This is a genomic window from Streptomyces sp. NPDC049541 (genome assembly GCF_044465725.1).
Lineage (GTDB): Bacteria > Actinomycetota > Actinomycetes > Streptomycetales > Streptomycetaceae > Streptomyces.
In genome coordinates this window covers 53,018-70,331 of the sequence record NZ_JBITLY010000016.1, presented here as the reverse complement: position 1 = coordinate 70,331, position 17,314 = coordinate 53,018, and the positions used below count along the sequence as shown (strand labels likewise).

General features: G+C 70.2%; 15 protein-coding genes and 1 pseudogene. 5 read left to right on the top strand and 11 right to left on the bottom strand.

What is annotated here, in order from left to right; translation table 11 throughout:
* Positions 1–370 precede the first annotated feature (370 nt).
* Positions 371–1,621: a DUF418 domain-containing protein gene (locus ACIBW9_RS38620; RefSeq protein ID WP_398962332.1), complete on the top strand. Its 1,251-nt coding sequence runs from the start codon at positions 371–373 to the stop codon at positions 1,619–1,621.
* 157 nt (positions 1,622–1,778) lie between these two features.
* Here ACIBW9_RS38620 and ACIBW9_RS38615 read toward each other — a convergent pair.
* From ACIBW9_RS38615 to ACIBW9_RS38575, 9 genes and pseudogenes are all read right to left on the bottom strand, one after another.
* Positions 1,779–1,903: pseudogene (locus ACIBW9_RS38615) on the bottom strand (SigE family RNA polymerase sigma factor); the annotation flags it as partial.
* 25 nt (positions 1,904–1,928) lie between these two features.
* Complete coding sequence (locus tag ACIBW9_RS38610) at positions 1,929–2,069, bottom strand: hypothetical protein (protein ID WP_398962329.1); 141 nt, start codon at positions 2,067–2,069, stop codon at positions 1,929–1,931.
* 258 nt (positions 2,070–2,327) lie between these two features.
* On the bottom strand, positions 2,328–2,549 hold the full coding sequence (locus ACIBW9_RS38605; protein ID WP_398962326.1) for a hypothetical protein: 222 nt from the start codon (positions 2,547–2,549) through the stop codon (positions 2,328–2,330).
* 117 nt (positions 2,550–2,666) lie between these two features.
* Positions 2,667–3,962: a cation:proton antiporter gene (locus ACIBW9_RS38600; RefSeq protein ID WP_398962323.1), complete on the bottom strand. Its 1,296-nt coding sequence runs from the start codon at positions 3,960–3,962 to the stop codon at positions 2,667–2,669.
* Between the two features lie 380 nt (positions 3,963–4,342).
* The gene (locus ACIBW9_RS38595; protein WP_398962320.1) at positions 4,343–4,480 is read right to left on the bottom strand and encodes a hypothetical protein; all 138 of its coding nucleotides are present in this window, start codon (positions 4,478–4,480) and stop codon (positions 4,343–4,345) included.
* A 554-nt stretch (positions 4,481–5,034) separates the two neighbouring features.
* Positions 5,035–6,129: a C40 family peptidase gene (locus tag ACIBW9_RS38590; protein ID WP_398962317.1), complete on the bottom strand. Its 1,095-nt coding sequence runs from the start codon at positions 6,127–6,129 to the stop codon at positions 5,035–5,037.
* A gap of 57 nt (positions 6,130–6,186) precedes the next feature.
* The gene (locus ACIBW9_RS38585) at positions 6,187–6,669 is read right to left on the bottom strand and encodes a poly-gamma-glutamate biosynthesis protein PgsC/CapC (RefSeq protein WP_398962315.1); all 483 of its coding nucleotides are present in this window, start codon (positions 6,667–6,669) and stop codon (positions 6,187–6,189) included.
* The gene (pgsB, locus tag ACIBW9_RS38580; RefSeq protein WP_398962312.1) at positions 6,666–7,940 is read right to left on the bottom strand and encodes a poly-gamma-glutamate synthase PgsB; all 1,275 of its coding nucleotides are present in this window, start codon (positions 7,938–7,940) and stop codon (positions 6,666–6,668) included. Before pgsB ends, ACIBW9_RS38585 begins: the two co-directional genes overlap by 4 nt.
* 6 nt (positions 7,941–7,946) lie before the next feature.
* A complete protein-coding gene (locus ACIBW9_RS38575) occupies positions 7,947–10,187 on the bottom strand; it encodes a HAMP domain-containing protein (RefSeq protein ID WP_398962309.1) in 2,241 nt (746 codons plus the stop codon).
* A gap of 1,155 nt (positions 10,188–11,342) precedes the next feature.
* Between ACIBW9_RS38575 and ACIBW9_RS38570 the strand changes: the two genes are divergently transcribed.
* The 4 genes from ACIBW9_RS38570 (at position 11,343) to ACIBW9_RS38555 (ending at position 16,013) form a co-directional block, all read left to right on the top strand.
* Positions 11,343–12,776 carry a glycoside hydrolase family 43 protein gene (locus tag ACIBW9_RS38570; RefSeq protein WP_398962306.1) on the top strand — a complete coding sequence of 478 codons (1,434 nt, stop codon included), beginning with the start codon at positions 11,343–11,345 and terminating at the stop codon, positions 12,774–12,776.
* 287 nt (positions 12,777–13,063) lie between these two features.
* Positions 13,064–14,620, top strand: coding sequence for an alpha-L-arabinofuranosidase B (locus tag ACIBW9_RS38565; RefSeq protein WP_398962303.1), 1,557 nt, complete (start codon positions 13,064–13,066; stop codon positions 14,618–14,620).
* Positions 14,621–14,857: 237 nt separating this feature from the next.
* The gene (locus ACIBW9_RS38560; protein ID WP_398962300.1) at positions 14,858–15,385 is read left to right on the top strand and encodes a DUF6083 domain-containing protein; all 528 of its coding nucleotides are present in this window, start codon (positions 14,858–14,860) and stop codon (positions 15,383–15,385) included.
* A gap of 64 nt (positions 15,386–15,449) precedes the next feature.
* Positions 15,450–16,013, top strand: a complete 564-nt coding sequence (locus ACIBW9_RS38555; RefSeq protein ID WP_398962298.1) for a DinB family protein — start codon at positions 15,450–15,452, stop codon at positions 16,011–16,013.
* An 18-nt stretch (positions 16,014–16,031) separates the two neighbouring features.
* On the opposite strand, the gene ACIBW9_RS38550 is transcribed toward ACIBW9_RS38555, so the two are convergent.
* Positions 16,032–16,391, bottom strand: a complete 360-nt coding sequence (locus ACIBW9_RS38550) for a hypothetical protein (RefSeq protein ID WP_398962295.1) — start codon at positions 16,389–16,391, stop codon at positions 16,032–16,034.
* A 40-nt stretch (positions 16,392–16,431) separates the two neighbouring features.
* A complete protein-coding gene (locus ACIBW9_RS38545) occupies positions 16,432–17,313 on the bottom strand; it encodes a glycine betaine ABC transporter substrate-binding protein (RefSeq protein WP_398962293.1) in 882 nt (293 codons plus the stop codon).
* Position 17,314 lies beyond the last annotated feature (1 nt).

The following is a 17,314-nucleotide window of genomic DNA, read 5'->3' as shown; positions in this document are numbered from 1 at the left end:
ATCGGGACGTCCATGTTCTCGTACGGTGATCGCCTGCCGTCGACAGTACGTCCGGCACGGCGCGCGAGGATGCGGCCGCTGGGGAGACCCGCCACCCGGCAGGCCGGTTCCAGCCGGTCGGGGGGAGCGCTCCGGCCCGTCGGCGGGAGGGTGGGCGAGGCTCGGCGGATGGTGTCGGGCCGTTCTCGGCCGGTGGGATCGGATCACCCGGCCATGCTGCTCGGGCCGTCGAGTTGGCCGACGCAGTCATCAAGCAGGCAGTTGTCCGTCCGGGCCCGCCGGTCGGCGGGCCGGTTCCGGCCAGTCGGCGGGGGTGTCGACGAAGCCTGCCGGATGGTCCGCCTCCTGACGGCACCGAAGGATTTTACGTATGACACACATACAGCCGCCACAGGAGACACCGGCTCCGCAGGAGAACTCGCCGCCACGGCCCCGAACCCCCTCCGGGCCCCCAGGGCAAGCCCCCGGCGGCCCCTCGATGGGGCGCCTGGTCGGGGTGGACCTGGCCCGCGCGCTGGCGGTGTTCGGCATGTACGTCGTGCACATCGGCCCCCCGCTGTCGGCCACGCACGGCGTCGCCAGCTGGATCCGCTACATCGCGGACGGCCACTCCTCGGTCCTGTTCGCCACCCTCGCCGGGTTCTCACTGATGCTGATCGCGGGTCGCTTCGAGCCGAAGACCGGACTGGCCGGCCGGCAGGCGAAGGCCCGGATCGCGATCCGCGCCGTGGTCCTGCTGGCGCTGGGCACCGTGATGGCGACGGAGTACGGGGGTGTGATCATCCTCGGCTTCTACGGCGTCTACTTCCTCCTCGCCCTGCCCCTGGTGCGCCTGGGCGCAGCGACCCTCGCGGTGATCGCGGCGGGGCTCGCGCTCGTCACGCCTCAGCTGGCGTTCGTCCTGACCATGCGGCTCAGCGACTCCGTCCAGCAGGGCATCAACGCCTACGACCCGCTCCATCACCTCAGCGAGGTGGGAGTGCTCGATCTGCTGCTCACCGGTTTCTACCCGGCGCTCACGTGGATGCCGTTCGTGATCGCCGGTATGGCGCTGGGCCGCATGGACCTGTCGGCGCGCACCGTCCAGCGGCGCCTGGCGGCGCTCGGCGCCGGCCTCGTCGTAGGGGCCTACGGCCTGTCCCTGCTGCTGGCGGGCAAGAACGCGCTGCGGAGCACGGCGGAGGACATGTCGTCGTCCAGTGGCTCCGGGGCGGCGTCCATGGGCAGCGGGTCCGGCGAGCCCCAGCGGGCGTTCTCGGAACTGTTGACCGCCGGGCCGCACACCGGCACCACGTTCGACATCATCGGCAGCGTCGGCGTCGCGATCCTCGTGATCGTGGGCGCGACGGTACTGATGGACCGGCTGCCGCGCCTGCGCCGCCTGGCGAAACCGGTCATCGCCGTGGGCACCATGTCCCTGACGGCCTACGTCGGTCACTTCCTGGCGCAGTCCCTGCTGTCGACGCCCGCCGGGACAGGCACCCAGCAGTCATGGGTGCCGCTGCTCATGTACGTCCTCGGGGCGATCGTCTTCGCCGCGATCTGGTCCCGCTTCTTCCGCCGCGGCCCCCTGGAGTACCTGCTCAACACCGCCACCAAGCCCGCCAAGTACGTCCGGTGAGGTCCGGCCGGGGTGGCTGGGCTTCCTGCCCCCTCCTGGCCCGGACGGTCTGCCCGGCTGCCGGCTGCCCGACTGCCCGCAAGGGAACGCCCTTGCGGGCTTCGGCTGTGGTCCCGGCCGACCGATGGGTGCTCGGTGCTCGAGCCTGGGGATTCCAGGCGTCCGGGAGGTGCTCCAGCGGCACCTCCTCCGCTGTGCGCGCACGCCACCACTCGGTCCTCAGGTGATCACGACGCGCCGTTCGTATGCGGCGGCTCGTGCCTTGGCGCAGATGCCCAGCCAACTCTCCTGCATGCGACGCGTGTGCTCAGCCATGGCGCCCGATGACCTGGAGGAGTTCGGCGAAGGTGGTGCAGGTCGCCGGTTCACCCAGGGCCGTCATGGTCCAAGCGCCCGCGGAGCGGGGGGACTCGGCACCCGTCGCCTTGCGGGCGGATGCGGTGTTCACAAGCTTCCTTTCCTACGTGCTCGGCCGCGCACCGCGTCAGCGGCTGCGGGCACCGGCCCGCACGGGGGCCTTGAGGGCTGTCGGCTCAACGGGCCGCTTCGACGGCCCTCGTCGCGAGTGTGCACGACGGCATCGCGGAGTTGAGGGGCGTACGACGGCCAGGCAGAGGCCGTCGGCACCGACGGCATGCAGGGGGAGCCGGCCGTGGTGCGGATGGCCGCGGAGGCCTCGCGTCGGAGGAGATCTCCGATCGCCGGCTCAGTGGACCAGTGAGGCCGCCCGCGTGGCGAAAACGTGCACTGCGGCCTCGTAGAACTCAGGACGGAGGACGAACAGGACACCGGCGGCCGCCACCAGCGTCAGGCCGAGAAGTTCCAGCGACCCGCCTCTGCGAGGCGGGACGTCACGGTCCCGCACGTCGAGGTCGGCCGACGCCCCGGGGACAGTCTCGGGCTCCTTGTTGCGAACATGCTGTGTCATGCCTCCAGGCTGTCCGCCCGGCCGCTCTCCGCCCATCCGACGACTGTCGGGTCCGCCCCCGCCGAGTGGCTGGAGGACACCGGCCTGGAGCGGTACCCGCCGCGGCCGGCAGGCACATCAACCGCGCGTGTCGACGACCTGTGCGTCCGGCTCGCCGGCCCCCGGGGAGCCGGGGCCGCCGGCAGCCGACGGGGGCGGGGCGGTCAGGGACCGGGCGATGGCCACCGAGCCGCCGCCGTGGAGCAGCACGCTGCCGAGCACCGTCAGGGTCATGGCGTACAGGGCGGTGTCGGCGTACGTCCCGTCCGGCAGGGCGTTGAACGCGAGCAGGCCGAACACGATGGAGGTGGTGCCGCGTGGTCCGAGCGCCCCGACCATGAGCCTCTCCCGCCAGGTGAACGTCGAGCCGAGGAAGGCGAGCAGGACCGGAAGGACGCGCACGACGGTGAGCGCGGCGACGCAGAGCACGACGGTGGGCCAGTGGACGCCCTCCCCCACGGCGAGCACCACGGCGTTGCCGAAGAAGAACCACATGCACATCGTCGCCATCGAGTTGGTGTCCTCGATGAGCTGGAAGTCCGAGGCGTGGGGGGCCGAGGCGCCCCGCCTGCGGACCGGCGCCTGTCTGACGTAGCGGAAGGCGATCCCGCACACGAACGAGGCCACGAACCCGTTGCCGTCCATCGCCACGGTCACGGTGTAGGCGAGCAGCGGTGTGACCAGCACGGCGATCCGCCGGGACTGCTCCGTCATCCACTCCGCGCGGTCGGCCACATTGATCAGCCACGCCACCAGCGCCCCCACCACGAAGCCGGCCACCAGCGCCTTCAGCGCGAACGGCACGGCCGTGCCGAGGGCCTGCATGGGCGTGCGGGTGACGGAGTTGGTGCCGACCAGGATCAGCGCGAACAGAAAGAGGGGCGAGACGATGCCGTCGTTGTAGCCGCTCTCCACGTTGAGGACGCTGCGCACCCTCGCCGGGATGCGCCGGTCGCGGACCAGCGTCTCGGCCGGGGCGAAGTCGGTCGGGACAACGATGCACGCGATGAGCAGCAGCAACGCCACCGGCAGCCCGGGCAGCAGCCACGTGCCCAGCAGCACCATCGTGACCAGGCTCAACGGCAGGGCCACCAGCAGAGCACGCGCGGCGGAGCCGGGATCGTTGCCGAACAGTCGTCCGCCCGGCAGCTCGGTGGCGTCGACGAACAGCAGGATGGCCAGGATGACCTCGGCCACATGCTGAGCGACCTCGGAGTTCAACGTGGCGGCGATGTGGCTGTGCGTGAACACCCCCGTGACGACTCCCGCGAGCACCAGCACCAGAGGAGCCCGCACATGCCGTTGTTCCAGCCGCCCGGCGACCAGCGACCACCCGGCCACCACCGTGGTGATCACAATCAGGACAAAGATCATTTGAATCCGCTTCAGAACTCGGAACAGACCGGCAGCCGCCCCACCGGGACCTCCGCAAGGGCGTCGACCGACGTCAGCCCGGGCAGACGGTACAACGGACGAGACCGGGCAAGACAGCGCAGGCACTCACGCCGGGCTCCGGCTCCGGCTCAGCATCTCCTCGCCGTGTCCGCCCGGCGCCGAGTGGGGCGCCGCGTGGACACAGGGCATCGGGATCGGGATCGAGTGGTGGTCAAAGAAGCAATCCATTCCGGGTTCTGCCGATGTCGCGTGGAGCAGCGAACAGGATCTTTGTGCATGTCCTCTGCCTGACCCATCCCGCGGTCGGCTGCTCCACCCCCGCCGATCGGCGGGGGTCGTCGTGGCCCTCGGTGCTCTGCTCAGTCCTGCGCGCGGCAGTCGTAGAGGCCGAAGTTGCCCCCGGTGCGCCAGCCGTAGGCCCCGGAGCGGACGCGCTCGCAGTGGGACTTCACCCAGGTGGTTGCGGGGGTGGTGGGCCGCAGGTGGGTGAGCAGCACGTAGCACAGCTGGTGCGTGGCGATCAGGTCGCCGAGCTGCGGGGCGCCGGGGAAGGGGGTTCCCGGTGAATCCGCCCATGACGAGGACGGGTTGGGCCTGAGCGCGCAGCAGTCGTTCCGCGGGGAGGCGGCCCGGGTCGCGGCAGGTACTTCTCACCCCTGCGGTGCGCGAGGAGGTAGTCCAGCAGGGCGTGTCGCGGGCGCTGGGCCGGTCCCCAGCCGCGCCATCGGCGCGGAGCGTTCCGACGCCGTGGCGGACCCGGGTGACGGTAAGGGCCGGGAAGGTGTCTTCTTGGCGCTTTCGATCTCGGTCACCGCTTCAACCTCCCCTAGGCGGGGGCGCTCGACCATCCGCCGGGCTTCGGGAGGTGTCCCGCCGATCGGCCGACCAGCCCCCTCCGATCGGCGGGGGGTCGGTGAACATCTCCGCAATCGTCGCAACCGGGTCCGTTCCGGGCGCCGTCCGGCGACCGTCGGGTGCACCCCCCGCGCGTCACACCGGCTACGTCCCCGGACAAGAACCACGGCCTCGCACCCGCCCGGTCCAAGTGCGGTCACAGGCGGCGAGCCCCGCGCAGCCCTTGGGCCCAGTAGCCGTCGCCGTCGAGCCGTGAGATGCCGCCCTTGTCGCCCATGGTGGGGCCGCCCGCGTTCTTCCGGCTGGAGATGAAGCGCGGGTGGTCGTCGGTGTCCAGGCCGAGGTAGATGCCGATGTGGCCGATCCGTCCGCCGGGCAGCTCCCGTGTGCTGAAGAAGACGAGGTCGCCGGGCTGGAGCTGCTGGATGACATCGGGGCGGTGGCCGGTGAGGGGGATCACGGATACGCCGAGCCGCGCGTGGGCGATCGCGTCGGGAGTCCGCTCGAGCCCGCTGCCCGCCGCGCCGTCCCTGCTGTTCAGCGGGAACCCCGAGCGGTATCCGTACACCAGGCGGACATAGCCGGAGCTGTCGACGGAGCGTGCGCGGTCCTTGTCGGGGCGGCGGGTGACCGCGTCGGGGAAGGTCCAGGGGATGCCCAGGTAGTCGTAGAAGTCCGAGCCCGTGCGCAGTTTCCCCTGCTGAGCGCGCCCGGAGTCGCCGGTCGTGTCGGGGGTGTAGCGGGCGGCACCGCTGTAGGTGACTCCCGCTGACGTCTTCCGGGCCGGGGCACCTGCTATGTAGTCGAAGGCGGTGGCGAGGATGTCGGGGTCGCGGCTGCCCAGCCGCGACCCGAGCCAGGTCCTGAACCAGCCGCTGCGCTCCGCGCCACGCGTCCATGCCTTGGGCAGCAGCCGCACCCAGCTCTTGGTGACCACCTTGGCATCCGTCGTACGCGGCTCCGCGAACGTCCTGCTGGGCCCGGTCAGCACGGCCGTACGGGCGCCGTCGGTGAACGTGGCGACGACGGTGCCGTGCCGGTCGCGGGCGATCGTACGGGCGGGGTTGCCGATCCGCTCCAAGTGCAGTGGGCCGCTCCTGGACCGGATGACGGCATCCGCTGACGCCGGTGCTGTCAGTGCTGCCGGGAGTGAGGCCTCACGATGGTCGGTGCGGTGCCTGAACTGCAGGGTCAGCACGCAGCTCGCCGCGAGCAGGACGGCTGTCACCAGGAACAGAGCCGCGTTCCTGGGCAGGGAGAGCTCCCGGATTCTGGGCAGGGGGCGTTTCACTGGTCAACTCCGTTGGACGGGAAGGAGAGAGGGCGCCGCAGGTCGGGACGGGGCGGCTCATGTCGTGGGCAGGGCGCCCAGCAGCAGCCCGGACACCAGAATCACGTAGGCGGCGAAAGTGGCCGCGCAGGTGGAGAGGACCGTCGCGGCCTTGGGCTGCCTCTCCAGCTGGTAGGCGATGAGACCGGGGACGATGAACCCGAGGGCCTGATGGGCGAAGAGCAGGGGGAACTGCTGTTGGAGCAACAGGGAGAGCCCGGCCTGGAGCAGGACACCGACGAGCACGACGGAGGCGAACAGCCGCTTGCCGTAGAGGATGACGAACCGCTGCAGCAGCTTGGTCAGCAGGTAGGTCAGGGCTGCCACGGCCGCGACCATGGCGGCACGCCGCAGATCACCGACGAGGGTGAGGGCGAGCCAGCCGGGGGTGATCATGCCGCCCGGTGAGAGGTTCGTGGTCAGGTAGCACAGGAGGGAGAAGACCAGACCGAGTGCGATGCCGATGGCGGCGATCTGCGGGGTGACTACTGCGGGGATCAACGGGAAGCTCCGTGGGAGGAGTTGCGGGGGGCGCCGGGCGATGTGGGGGCGTCGCCCGGGTCGGCGGGATGGGCAAGGCCGGCGTCGGGGTGGTCGGGTGCGAGTGCCGCGAGCCGCTTCAGGAAGAGTTCGCCCTGGCCGTGGATGTTGCCGATGGCGACGAGCGAGGAGTCCGGCCCCAGATGGGCCAGCAGATCCGTGGTGAGCCGGTCGGGGTCGCGGCGGTCGCCGCCGAGATCGACGACGTTCCCGGTCCAGTGGGCGGGTATGGCGTCGGCGGCCGACTTGGTGGGGTGACCGATGAGGAAAACCGTCTCCGGGTCGAGCTGCGGAATGAGCGCGCCCATCTGCCCGTTGCGCTCCACACGGTCGGGACGGCAGTTGATGACGACGTGCAACGGACGGTGGATCGCGCCCAGTTCGAGCAGCTGCTCGATGTTCATCAGCGTCGACTCGGGGTCGTTGGCGGCGAAGACGTTCGCGAAGCGCAGCCGCTTGCCCTCAGGGGTGCGGTACCGCTCGACGGACAGCACACCCGGGTCCGGCGGCGCCGCGTACATGCCCTTCAGCGCGGTCGCGCGGTCGACGCCGAGCACTTCGGCGACCGCGATGGCGATGGCGACGTTCTCCTTGAAGGTGAACCAGCTGAAGCCGCGCAGTTCCTCGTCGGTGACGGTTTCCGGGTCGGCGTAGACCAGCTCGCAGTTCCGGGCGTGGGCCTCCTCCTGGAGGATGTGGAAGCGCTCCTTCTCTGCAGTGACGCAGACGCCACCCTGCGGCATGGACCGGCACAGGGAGCGTGCCACGTCGTCCAACGTCGGCCCCATCTCGGCGAGATGGTCCTCGCGGACGTTGCAGAGCACGCCGATGGTGGAGCGGATCAGCTTGGTCTGGTTGATCTCCTGGAGTGCGGGCATCACGGCCATGCACTCCATGACCAGGACATCGGGCCGGTAGCCGGCGGCCCGCCGGACGATGCCGATCTGCTCGACGACGTTGGCGATGCCGAACTTGCGGTAGACCGGCTCCTCGGTGGCGTCGGGGTGGATGAACCGGGCCGCGGTGCCCGTGGTCTTGGCGACGGTCACCAGGCCGCCGCCGCGCAGCGCGCCCGCGCACAGCCGGGTGATGGAGGACTTGCCGCGGATGCCGTTGACCAGCACTCGGGTGGGTATGGCGGCAAGTTTGGCGTCATGGCGGCGCTGTTCGACGATGCCTGCGACGAGCAGGCCGGCGCAGCACGCCGCGAGGACGCAGTACAGGAAGAGCACCGGGGGTCAGCTCCTGGGGCCGGGGCCGGACGGGGAAGTGGAGGGGGTGGGCGCGCTGTCCGGGGAACCGGGCGCGCGCGGTGCGTCGGTGCGGCGCAGTCGCTGTCTGATCAGTTCGAGGCTGCGGGCGACGGATCCCACCTCGTCTTGGTGGCGCGGGTAGAGCACCGTCGTGCGGTCTCCGGCCGCCAACGCCTCGGCACCGCGGGCGACTTCACGCAGCGGACGTACGACGACGAGGTACAGCCAGCCGAGGCAGAGGGCGCCCGTGGTCACCCCCAGCAGCCCGACGAGCATGATCCGCCGCTGTGCCTCGTACTCGGGCAGGCCGATCCAGAACACCGGCCTGATCGAGGCGACCTTCCAGCCGAGTGCGCTCGCGACGCCTCTCTTGTCGTTGAACGGTGCCACGGCGGCGACCGCCGGATCCCTCCAGCCGAGCAGCAGTTCGGCGGATCCCCTGGCCGTGCGGACGGTGTCCAGGCGGTTTCGCAGCCGGCTGTCCGAGACCCGCCCGAATGCCACGAACCCCTTGTTCGACGCGATGACCCGATGCGCGGAGTCCACCAGCCACACCGAGCCGAGACCCGGTCGGTTGAGGATCCCGGCCAGGTACTGGACCTTGAACTCGCCCACGACATAGCGGCGTTGGGGCTTCGCCGACGCCCCCGTGCCCTGCTGAGGGGCCACGGCGGCGAGCACCGGTTCCGTGCCGGAGGTGTTCGTCTGGCTGACCCCGGCCTTGATGCGGACCTTCTTCGGGGTACGGGGTTCTTCGCCGGCGCGGACGAGGATCTTGCCGACGCCGTCGACGACGTACAGGGACCGGTACCGGCCGTGCTGTTCCAGGGAGCTGTCGAGGACCTTGCGCGCCTCCTGCGACCGGGAAGCGTCGATCACGGTGGCGAGATGGGCGAGATCCGCGTACCCGTCGTTGATCCCCCTGCGCACGCGGTCCGCCGTCGTCTCGGTGCGTTGCCGCTGATCGTCGGTGATCAGCCGCGGTACGACCGCAGCCGGGTGCGGCAGGGTGCTGCCGAGCGTCAGCAGCATCGCCGTGGGCCAGGCCAGCAGGGCGAACGCGCACACCACAAGGACGGTGCGCAGCCCGAGCCGACGCCGGCCCTTGCCCGTCCCGAGCAGAACACGCCCCTTGGCCGGCGGCTGCGCGACCGTCTCCTGCGACTGCCCACCCCAGCCTCGGAGTTGACGGCGCAGTGCCTCCAGCGCGGCGCCGACCCGCGCGGGTTCCCCGAAGCGGGGTATGCGGACGGGGGCCGTGAGGTCGCCCGAGCCGATCCTCTGCGCGTCGCGGCGCAACCGCAGCACAGGCCGCTGCAGCACCAGGTGGAGGGCGACGGTGATCCCGGCCGCGAGGGCCAGCAGCACGGCCGCGGCGAGGAGGGCGAGACGAAGGTCGCCGGTACCGGCCCCATGGCGCTCGGTCCGCACCGTCGTGACGACCGTCAGCCCGAGTGCGCTGCTTGGACTCTCCTTCGCGGCAGGCCCCCGGGCGACTGAGGCATACCCGACGGCGGTACGGGTTCTGCCCTCCGCCGCCCCGACGAGACTGCCGCTCGCACCGTCGAAGCCGCCGACGGCGGCGGTGTCCGACGGTCCCTTGCCCTGCGCCTCGCGGGCGGCGGTGCCGGCCAGCGCCTTGGCCCGGTCGGTGCCGGATCCCGGCCCGGACGAGGCGAGAGTGGTCCCGTCACGGTCCACGACGTTGAGGGTGTGCTTGTTGCCGACGGAGATGCCCGGCGGTTTCAGGCTCTGGGAGGCGACGAGCAACTCCTGCCTGCCGCCTTGCGACAGCGTCGCGAAGGCCAGCAGCCGGGTGACGCCCGAGTCGTCCCGCACCAGTCTCGGAGGCGGGTTCGCGGGCAGCCCACGAAGGTCCACCTTGCCCAGCGGTACGGCCTCGCCGTGCGAGGCGAGCAGCCGGCCGGTGGACACGTCGACGACGGCGGTACCACGCCACTTGCGGTAGGCCCGGTCGAGGCGGGTCAGCATTCCGTCCGCCGGTACGGCCTTGGAGCCACCGAAGTCCGCGGCCGCCGTCCGCAGATCGGTGACGCTCTGGTCGACGGAGCCCTGCAGCGCGACCGCCCCGTCCTCGGCGATGTGCTGCTGGGAGCTGAGGACAGCCTCGGGAACGCCCCGTTCGGCATCGCTCCCGACAGCGAACACCGTCAGGCCCGCGACGAGCGCCAACAGAACCGGCAGGGCCGCAAGGGGCGGCCGCACACCTCCTAACGCCGCCATGTCCGCCCGACGCCGAGCCGAGCCCCGCATGGATATCGCAGATCCACTGGTGGTCAAGAAGGATCCTTTCCAGCAATGAAGTTCTCGACCTGCCTGACGACGGGAACGTTTGGCCGGTTTATCGGCGAGGTGTGACGGTACTCACCGAGTGATTTTCAGAGCCCTTCTGACCTGCTTGTTTGCCACGCCGACGAGCATTATGAATTCAGGCTTCACGATGTGAATAATTGCGATGAGTCCAACCGCGATTGAGACCAGAATTGCCCGCAAGGAGTATTTTGTATTTCCTCTTCCTTGCCCATCCCGCAGTCGGCTGCTCCACCCCCGCCGATCGGCGGGAGCCCGTTCTGCTCAGCCCTGCGCGCGGCAGTCGTAGAGACCGAAGTGGGACTTCACCCACGTCGTGGCGGGGCGGTGCGAGCAGGTACCCGGCGGAGAGCGGAAGGGTCATGGAGAGCCTGCGCGGTACGACCGGAGTGGCCGCAATTCCGGCAGCCGGCGTCTTCCTGCCATCGAACGGCCACTCCGGACCAGTCCGGCAGGCGATGCCCCTGGTCGCCGCGAAGTGCCGCGCACCGTATCGCTCAGCCGCTGGTGGTTCGCGTGCCCAAAACGTGCCCGCGGGCATGGACGACCACGGTCAACACCGGTGCGAGGCATCTCCCGTCGCGCGCCACACCCAGGAGGCCCGGCGAGTACCGAATCGCTCATTTGTACGTTCGGTTAATCGGATGTGTCGGATGTATTGACGCGCTCTCTTTTCCAGATTTAGCCTCTGCCCGATTTCACGAACAGCGTTCGATATACCGTTCAATGTGCCTGATGGGACAGGGAGTTGGTCATGAGGGCTTCCGGCCGAAGCGCCACCGACCTGAAACGCCTTCACGGGCGCTGAGACACACAGACACCCGGCCCGTGCCGCAGCCGCTCCACCTGGGCGGACGCACGTGCTCGCGCGCCCTGACCCGCCGTCACCACGGTGCCCTGGGCGAAGCGGTGAAACACCGTCGTTCGGATTCCCCCTTCCGATCCACGCGGTGCCCGGGTCCTGTCCCGCACCACTCCGAGACCAAGTTCCCCCCGCCACCCCGCTCCCCCTTCGCCCGGCGGTGGCACCCGCACCCGACAGGAGATCCGATGTCTGCGCTCCGCGCCCGGCTGACGGTGATATTGCTCGCCGCCTGCCTCCTCTTCACAGGGCAGGCCCTCACCACACCCCAGCGGGCGGCCGCCGCCGACCCCGGCTACCTGATGGTGCACTTCACCGGGGAGGGCGCGACCAACCAGCAGATGTACCTCTCCCACAGCACCGACGGCCTGCACTGGAGCGACCTCAACGGCGGCGGCATGGTCCTGCGCTCCACCGTCGGCACCAAGGGCGTACGTGACCCCGCATTCGTCCGATCCCCCGACGGCAGCAAATACTGGATCATCGCCACCGACCTGTGCATCAGCTGCGGACAGGACTGGAACGCCTCCATCAACAACGGCAGCCGCAACCTCGTCGTGTGGGAGTCCACCGACCTGATCACCTGGTCGCAGCCATGGCTGCTCAACGTCGCCGGCGCGATCCCCGACGGCCGCAACGCCTGGGCACCCGAAGCGATCTGGGACCCCGAGAGCAACGACTACGTCCTGTACTGGGCCACCAACGTCCCCTTCAACGGCGCGACGAAGCACCGCATCTTCGCCGCCCACACCAGCGACTTCCGCACCATCACCACCCCCCAGCTCTACATCGACCGCCCCGGCACCCAGGAGATCATCGACACCCAGATCATCGAAGTGCCCCCAGGCGTCGGCAACTACCGCTATGTACGGGCCTCCGGCGACGGACAGATCACCCTCGAAGGCAGCAACTCCATCCTCGGCACCTGGACCAAACTCGGCGACCTCTCCGGCATCGGCCTGACCGGGTCGATGGTCGAGGGCCCGATGTGGATGAAGTTCAACGGCACCAACAAGTGGGCGCTCTACCTCGACCAGTACGCCACCAACCGCGGCTACATGCCCGTCACCACGACCGACCCCTCCAACCCCGCCGCCTACCAGAAGCTCGCGTCGACCGGCTACAACATGGGCGGCACCAAGAAGCGCCACGGCTGGATCATGAACCTCACGGCCGCCGAGGAGAGCCGCGTACTCGCCCGCTGGCCCAACACCCCCGCGCAGCGGCTCCAGTCGTACAACGTCCAGGACCGGTACGTGCGCCAGATCAACTTCGACGTGCGCATCGACCCGAACGTCAGCCCCGTCGAGGACTCCCAGTTCCGGCTGCGGCCCGGCCTGGCGGGCACCGGCACCGTCTCCCTCGAGTCGGTGAACCACCCCGGCTACTTCCTGCGCCACGCCAACTACGACTTCCAGTTGGTCCACAACGACGGCACCGCCCAGTTCGCCGCCGACGCGACCTTCCGGCAGGTCGCCGGCCTGGCCGACTCCGCCTGGTCGTCGTTCCAGTCGTACAACTTCCCCGACCGCTACATCCGCCACTACGCCTACTACCTGAAGCTCGACCCGATCACCACCGTGACGGGGCGCAGCGACGCCACCTTCCGTGTGACGAGCTGACCCGACACCGACATCCCCCCCCCCGGCGACGGCGACGGCGTGAGGGGCGGGCAGGGGAGACCAATCCCAGCTGCTCTCTCAAGCCCCCCTGACGGGACCACCCGTTTCGCCGCCGCCACCCGTCGCTCCCTGGACCCGAAGAGCAACCAGCCTCCGGGGCCGGTGCCGAAGACGGCTGAAGCCGCACCGGCCCCGGGGGCGTCGACGCAACCCGCGCCGTCACGCAGCCGGGCACCACGGGTTCGTCGACGCCTCACCTCACAACCCACCTCGTGAAGGAGTTCTTCATGATCAAGCCACCGTGGATACGCAGCGCCAGACGCGCGCTCCTCGCGGCCGGTGCCACCGCCGCGCTCGCCGCCGGCCTGCTCACCGCGACGGCCGCCCCCTCGCAGGCCGCCACCCAGGGGCCGTGCGACATCTACGCCGCCGGCGGCACCCCCTGCGTGGCCGCGCACAGCACCACCCGCGCCCTGTACGGGGCGTACAACGGCCCGCTGTACCAGGTCAGGCGCGCCTCCGACAACACGACCAAGGACATCGGCCTGCTGACCGCCGGAGGTGTCGCCGACGCCGCGCAGCAGGACTCCTTCTGCGCGAACACCAGCTGCGTCATCACCGTCATCTACGACCAGTCGCCCAAGGGCAACGACCTCACCCAGGCACCCGGGGGCGGAGCCGCCGGCGGGCCGGACAACCTCGCCAACGCCGTCGAGGCGCCGGTCACCGTCGGCGGCCACAAGGCGTACGGCGTCTACATCGCCCCCGGCACCGGCTACCGCAACAACAACACCAACGGCATCGCCACCGGCGACCAGCCCGAGGGCATGTACGCCATCTTCAACGGCAAGCACTTCAACGGCGGCTGCTGCTTCGACTACGGCAACGCCGAGACCAACAACCTGGACACCGGCAACGGCCACATGGAGGCCCTCTACTTCGGCAACAGCAAGGCGTGGGGCTGGGGCAGCGACAACGGCCCCTGGGTCATGGCCGACCTGGAGAACGGTCTCTTCTCCGGGGTCAACCGCGGATTCAACGCCAATGACCCGAGCGTCGACCACCGGTTCCTGACCGCCATGCTCAAGGGCGGCGCGAACCAGTGGGCCCTGCGCGGCGGTGACGCCCAGTCGGGCGGCCTGTCCACGTTCTACAACGGCGTACGCCCCACCGTCTCCGGCTACAACCCGATGCACAAGGAAGGCGCGATCATCCTCGGCATCGGCGGTGACAACAGCAAGTGGGCCCAGGGCACCTTCTACGAAGGCGTCATGACGCAGGGCTACCCCTCGGACGCCACGGAGAACGCCGTCCAGGCCAACATCACCGCCGCCGGCTACAGCAGCGGCTCGACCAGCACCGGAACTCTCACCCCCGGCTCCCGGATCTCCCTGAAGGCCACCACCTCGCCCTGCTGCACCTCGCACTACCTGCGCCACGACGACGCGGACTCCAAGGTCGTCATCTCCAACATCACCTCAGCCAGCTCGGCCACCGACAAGGCCGACGCCACCTGGATCGTCCGGGCCGGACTGGCCAACACCTCCTGCCTGTCCTTCGAGTCCGTCGACAAGCCGGGCCAGTTCCTGCGCCACTACAACTACCAGCTCAACCTGAACTTCGACGACGGCGGAAGCAACTTCGCGAAGGACGCCACCTTCTGCCCCACCTCGGGCAACAGCGGCGTCGGCACCTCGTTCCAGTCCTTCAACTTCCCGACGAAGTACCTCCGCCACTACAACTACACGGTCTACATCGCCAGCAATGGCGGCACCAACGCCTGGGACGCCACGACGTCATGGGCCCAGGACACCAGCTGGCTCACCGCGGCTCCCTGGAACTGACGGGCCCGAACCCGTGGGCGGCTCCGCACCGGGGCCACCCACGGGTTCTCCATCCGCCGGCACCTTCCTACGCCCCGAAGACACCGGATGAGCGCAACCCCCAGACTCGGGCGGCAGGAGGGTTCGCGGCGGGCGGCCCTCCCGCCACTTGGCGCGCCTGCCTGCCCCGCACTCCCCCACCCATGCGCCTGGATTGCGCCCTACCCACACATAAGCCGTACGCGGACGCTCAACAGCATGGGGGGAGCAGAAGAGACAAACAGCAGCGCAGCACCCGCCCCGGACGACGCCACGCAGCGCGTCATCCCGTTACCCGGCCCGGACGAGCAGCGGCAGCCGCCGTCCGGCACCCCACAGCCGTGGGTGAACGTCGACCGCGCCCAAGCCGCCATGGACGGCGCCGACGCACCCGAGCCGCCGTCCCCGCCCGTATGCCCGCAGTGTGGGCTGGTCGGCGAGCGCCACCCGACCTACTACGGGGCGCACGTCCTCTTCGAGCCCGGTCTGACGGCGCCCGCGCACATGGTTCCGGCGTGGCACCGGTGGTACGTCGACTCAGACGGTACGGCGTGGAACAGCGGCCCCGAGGAGCCCACAGCCGAGGCAGAGTGCCGGGTGCCTCACAGGCTGGCGTGTCCGGGGCTGACGCTGGAGGAGATCGGGCTGTGGCGGTGGCTGGACGCAGTGCGTCAGGAGAACGCGCGGTGCGCGCAACGTCAGTCCGATGAGAAACGCATCCCAGGCAGTCTTCCGGACGTCGGTTGAGTTCGGCCCTTTTTGATGGCGTAGAGGCGCCGGCCCGCTGTTCGGTGGTCTGTAGTGTGCCGAAATGACGAGAAGCGAACGGCTCGCTGAGCAGTTGGACTGGTACTGGTGCAAGAACCTGCGGCCACGGCTGGAGGGGCTTACCGACGAGGAGTACTTCTGGGAGCCGGTGCGCGGCTGCTGGAGTGTCCGCCCGCGGGGTACGTCGGCCGCACCGATGGCGATGGGTTCGGGGGAATGGGCGATGGACTTCGCGTCCCCCGACCCGGTGCCGGCGCCGGTGACCACGATTGCCTGGCGGCTGGCGCACATCATCGTCTCGTGCCTGGGCTATCGGGTCGGATGGTACTTCGGCGGCCAGGACGTCGACTCCGGGACCTTCGCCTACGCGGGGACCGCCGGCGAGGCGCTGAAGCAGCTCGATGAGATGTACGGCAGATGGAACGCGGGGGTCCGCGAGCTCTCGGACGCCGACCTGGAGAACCCGCCCCCGGCTGGTCCCGAGCGGTTTCCCATGGAGAACAGGATCCTGCACGTCAACAGGGAGCTGATCCATCACGGCGCCGAGATCTCCCTGCTGCGCGACCTCTACCGATGGCAGGACGGGGGCGGCCCGCAGCGCAGGTGAGACACGTCGCGACGGTTCCTACGGGATCCGGAGCGTCGTCGTCCTGGCGTCGGTCCTGGGGACGTACGCCTGCTTCCAGGTCCAGGCCGCGCTGCCCGGCTTGTGGTGGAGTTCGACGGACGAGTTCTGCTTCCACCAGTAGTCCCAACCGGTGGCGCAGGTGCCCGCGTCGACGGTCCAGATGGGCGAGCCGACCCAGTCGTTGTGCTGGTTGTAGCCCTTGACCCAGAACACCTGGGTCACGCCGGCGTCGTTGCAGACCGTGATCTGTACGGCGGAGACCGACTCGGCGCCGGCCGGCGTCGGGACGGCGAGGCCGCTGAGGGCGGCTCCGGTCGCGAGGGCCACTATCGCGAACTTCCTTTTGATGTCGCGCATTTCGCTGTCACCGTTCTGCAGGAGGGGGCGAGGGAGGGATTCAGCCGAGCAGTCCTCTGGACCGCAGCCAGGTCCGTGCCGTCTCGGCGGGCGAGCGGCCCGCATCGACGGCGGAGGCAAGCACGGCCAGTTGGTCCGTGGTGAGTGCCGCGTTGAGCCGGGCCAGGGCTCTGCGTGCGGCCAGGCCGGCGTAGGGGGCCTGGATGAGCGGGAAGACGTGCTCGGGCGGGAGGACGCCCTCGGGGTCGGTCAGCACGACCAGCCGGTCACGGGTGAGGACGGGGTCGGTGCTGCGCAGGGCCAGCACATCGGCGGTCGCCGAGGTGCCCGCGCCGGTGAGGGTGACGCCGTACGCCTTCTTCAGCGACGACGGCGTCGGGGCGTCCCGATCGCCTGAGGCGGAGCCGCCGAGGGTGAGGCGACGGCCCGCTCCGGCGAGGTCGGCGAGGCTGTGCAGGGCGTGGCGGCGGGCGGTGGCCCGGGTGACCGCGAGGACGACGCCGTGCTCGGCCGCGGCCGGCGGCAGGGCGTCGATCCCCATGGGCAGTGCCATGCTCAGCGTCGCCGGCATGTTCCCGGGCAGCCTGCCGCCGTCCGGGAACGTGCGCAGCAGGGTGCTCTCGTATGCGGGAGCCAGGCCGATCCTGCCCGCGACCACGGCCCTGGCGGTGGCGGCGGGCGACGCATAGCTCGTGGTCGCCATCCGCACCGGCTGCCCGGCGTCGGTGAGCAGTTCGCGGTAGAGCGCCGCCGTCACCCGGCTCTCCGCCGAGGTGTCGGTGCCGATCACCGTCGGCCCCTGACGGTCCGCGTGCGCGGTGTCGGGTGCGCTCTTCGCGCCCGCCGCGCAGCCGGTCAGCAGGGCCAGCGCGCAGACGGCGGCCGCCGCGAGGCGGAGCCGGGGGCGGGTTCCCGGAGTCACG